Raw genomic sequence first — 3,952 nt, 5'->3', positions numbered from 1 at the left:
CTGAATTGTGGCGCTGCCGCTGCTGCCCGTTGTTTTATCTATTTGCAACCACGAAGAAAGGGGGTTATTGACACTCCACGCCGCGTTAGATGATATTGTTATATCGGATGCTCCCCCTTCGGCTGGAAAAGTAATTGCACTTGGAGAAACCGATAGTTGAGCGGCAACTTCAGTCTTTTATTTACAGGATACCAGTGATAGTATCGCAATAAAGAAACCTACAATCCTGGGTAAAGATTTAATATTATTCATTTTGAAAATTCTAGTTTTCATTGTTTAATAATAGTTTTTGTTAAGAACAAGCAGCTTTTTTAAAGAACAGCCTGTGGAAACAGGCCGTTGTAATAACGCTAACTATTGTTGCTATATGTACTTATCTTATTTTCACACACCTAATATTGTCAATAGCGGCATAACAACCAGTTGCAGTTGGCGAACTACCGAAATTTTTAAGGGTCATATTATAACTATTCGCACCAGTAGGCCCTAATAATTGGTTTAATTGAGTAATTGATTCACCATCCCCTAATGTGTTAACTTTTGATCTGAAGTCAGTTAAAGGAATAGTTACGGTTTGCCAACCTTGCGTTTTAAAAGCAACGGTCTTATTTGAACCAGGAATTTTCCATGGCTCATAACGCGCAACATAACTGTCACCTGCAAATTCAGTTCTGATATAAAGAGTACTTCCATTCCATGGGTGAGCCACACTTATTTCAAATTGAAGAGCCCAGCTTGAAGGAGGATCTGTAATATTTGCCACAGGTACCCAGTGATTACCCGTATTAGAATTACCCAATGGGGCGTACAAACTAGCACCGCCAGCTAAAACAGGAGAATCAAAATAGATATGCATAGTATTATTTGTTCCCATCGAACCATTAAAATCGGCCACAGGGCCGAAAGCCATTTTTTCATCTCCCCACCAGGCATAACCAAAGTTATCACCCCACTCAAAATTTGCTAAAAGGCCTTCAGTAACGCCATTTTGAGTATTTACTTTATAAGGAGTAGAAACCGTTCCATAACTGGTAACAATGGTCACTGGCCCACTGGAGTAGCTGTTTGAAGCTGGAGCCAGAAACTTAACATAAGCGCCACGTGGACCTTCGGTGAAATTTGTAATAGTAGCACCGCCAAAAGAAATTGACTGGACCGTCTTAAGGTAAGCACCATAAACATAAACTGAATCGCCACCGTTGGCATTGCAGTTGGAAATGGCGGCAATGATTGGCTTCGCATTTATGGTATCCCGGGCAATACCAGATTTAGTGGTTACTACGATAAACTTGTCGGATGTTGTTGCCGGCATCAGGAAACCAAGAGAGTCCCCATAAAGGCTCGAGTTAAATTTGGGGATAGTGGTGCCCCCATATACCAGGTTTTGAACCAATACTAAATTTGCACCAAAAAGATAAACCGAATCGCCCGGGTTGGCAAATACATCTGAAATGGCCCAAATAACAGGCGCAGGCGGACCTAATTTCAAAGAAAATGTTGTAGTACCTGCTGCCGTGGTATACTCTATAGTATAGAGTTTAGCAGTATCAACTTTTGAAAACAGAATATTAGGTATTTGCACCACTGCGCTGGTGGGCGCAAATAATGTAGGGTTAAAACTGGCAGGAACTCCATTAAATGTGATTTGAGTTGCCTTTTGCAAATTCTGCCCGATTATAACCACATATTTTCCTGTTCCTCCAGACCAGGTAGGATCAGTTGCTGGGTTACCGGTACTCATAAGCGTATCCATAGGTGATGCATTATACATCCTTACGCTTGTAATGGAAGGCGGGGCGCTGTCTGTTGTTACTTCTTTTTTACAAGCGGGCAGTAAAGCCACTATCATTAATAGCAGTGGCAAAAAAAGCAGGCGGGTATCTAAAGTCTTTTTCAAAATAATATATTTTAACTATGTTAAATTAATAATACTTTACCGGTGCATCAGCCAATTTTGGATTTGCTGTTAACTCCGTTGCTGGTATTTGCAATGTAAATGAGCTCGCTGTTGCCGGAAGCACAGGCACGACAGGACCATTGGGATCTGGGGTAGCAACTCCGGCATCATAATTGAAAAAAGCACGGTTTTGCGCGTTTATAATAGACAACGCTTTTGCCGGCTTCCAATAAGAAAGCCTTACCATATCCCCCCAATATTGTCCTTCAAAAGCAAATTCAATTCTTCTTTCGTTAAGAAGCCCATCAAGCGTTATGGTTGTAAGAGGATCAAGACCCGCCCTGGTACGCACTTGGTTGTAATACAGTAAGGCATCGGGATCTGAAGTGGTCGTATTGCTTCCCATAATAGCTTCGGCATATATCAAATACACATCGGCTAACCTTAACACAGCATCATGTTCAGGCGATGACCATAAATCCATAAGAGGCGAACTGTTATCTATATCATTGCCAATAACGTGTTTTTTCATACTTGATCCATTAGCCTTGTAACCACCATTCGCTGCATCCAATTCAGGAAAGTAATCACCGTTAACCATAAAGGTGGCTTTTCGTCTTAGAGTATCTTTATCGGAATACAATAAATACAAGTCGTAAGTAGGTTTCATAGAAGCCCATGCCCCGCCTTTTTTTGGCATAATCGTGTTGGTTGGAGCATAGTTATTGAACGTATTGCCACCGCCGAACCCAGTGCCTGCCGCCCATTGAAAAGCAAATAAGACTTCCGGAACATCGTTATTTTTTGCTTTAAAAAGGTCATAATAATTTGGGAATAATGTCTTGCCACTGTTTTTGCACACATTTCCCGCATATTTTTTAGCACTGTCTAAGTAAGCCTGGTTGCGTGTACCATTCCCCCCTAAACCCGCCATTGTTAAATATACTTTGCTCAACATACCCTGCGCCGACCAGGTAGTTGCTCTGCCTGCAACATCAGTAACAGGCAGGTTTTGTGCTGCATAAGTAAGATCGTTCGTTACAAATTTGTACACATCAGAAACAATAATCCGGTTAAGCAGTGGTTGCTCAATCAGTTTACTGTTATCCTCAACAATAGGTACGGCGCCCCAATGCAAAACCAAATTAAAATAAGCGTATCCCCGTATAAACCTTGCTTCGGCTATCGCCGCGTTTTTATCTGTCGCGGGAACCGTAACAGGGGTATATTGTTGTATGCCGAGAATCGTATTGTTGCATTGGCCAATAAGGATGTATAATCCTGTCCATGCGTCTCGCATATAACCGTTAGAAGCCGAAAGGTTTACTGCAAAGAGTTCATTATTATCAGTACCCTGGTATTGACCAGTAGTTCCATTTCCACTTAAAACATCGCCAAATTGTAAAATACCATTACTATGCCATTGCCAAACGGAAGGCCCTCCGTAAAGGCTGGCAGTAGCCAATCTTATTTCTTTAGTAGATTGATAAAAATTATTGGAAGCAATTTGAGATTGCGAAGGTCGGTCGAGAAAACTTTTTTTGCATCCGGCTACTGCCACCAGCAATAGCAAAGGGATGAATAGTTTATTGATTGATTTCATACAAATTAATCGTTTTTTTACTTTGTCAATTTCACATTTACGCCAACGGTGAATACTCTTGATTGAGGATAATACCCCCCATCATAACCGGCCTCAAGCGGATTCCAGGAACCAACTTCTGGATCCATACCTGTGTATTTTGTTATTGTAAATGCGTTCGATACATTAGCATATAATCTAAGAGAATAGATATGCGCTTTCGCCAGTATATTTTGAGGCAAATTGTATCCTAGGGTAATATTTTTACAACGGATAAATGAAGCATCTTCTAAAAACAAATTTGAAAAGCGCAAATTTTCATTTGTATTGTCGTTTCTCAGGCTCATAATAGTAGTGTTGGGATTGGTAACGTATACATTATTGAAATCATTTTTGTCACCAGCAGGGTCAATTAAAGCAGTTTTAGCGTAGTTTAATACCCCGGTAAAATAGTTGGTATTATTTAAAGGATT

Annotated in this window: 2 protein-coding genes and 1 pseudogene; all 3 read right to left on the bottom strand. The window is 40.6% G+C overall.

Features of this window, described 5'->3' with window-relative positions; genetic code table 11:
- Positions 1–373 precede the first annotated feature (373 nt).
- A complete protein-coding gene (locus tag ACJ751_RS26660) occupies positions 374–1,897 on the bottom strand; it encodes a glycan-binding surface protein (protein WP_407748587.1) in 1,524 nt (507 codons plus the stop codon).
- A 25-nt stretch (positions 1,898–1,922) separates the two neighbouring features.
- Positions 1,923–3,500 carry a RagB/SusD family nutrient uptake outer membrane protein gene (locus ACJ751_RS26655; protein WP_407748586.1) on the bottom strand — a complete coding sequence of 526 codons (1,578 nt, stop codon included), beginning with the start codon at positions 3,498–3,500 and terminating at the stop codon, positions 1,923–1,925.
- 17 nt (positions 3,501–3,517) lie between these two features.
- A pseudogene (locus tag ACJ751_RS26650) lies at positions 3,518–3,952 on the bottom strand (SusC/RagA family TonB-linked outer membrane protein); the annotation flags it as partial.

The organism is Niastella sp. (assembly GCF_045805085.1).
In the GTDB taxonomy this organism is placed as follows: Bacteria; Bacteroidota; Bacteroidia; order Chitinophagales; family Chitinophagaceae; genus Niastella.
This window is presented reverse-complemented; position numbering and strand designations above follow the sequence as displayed.

Bases quoted from the DNA above. Each gene is read 5' to 3' on its own strand.
- ACJ751_RS26655 (WP_407748586.1), bottom strand. From the start codon at position 3,500: ATGAAATCAATCAATAAACTATTCATCCCTTTGCTATTGCTGGTGGCA.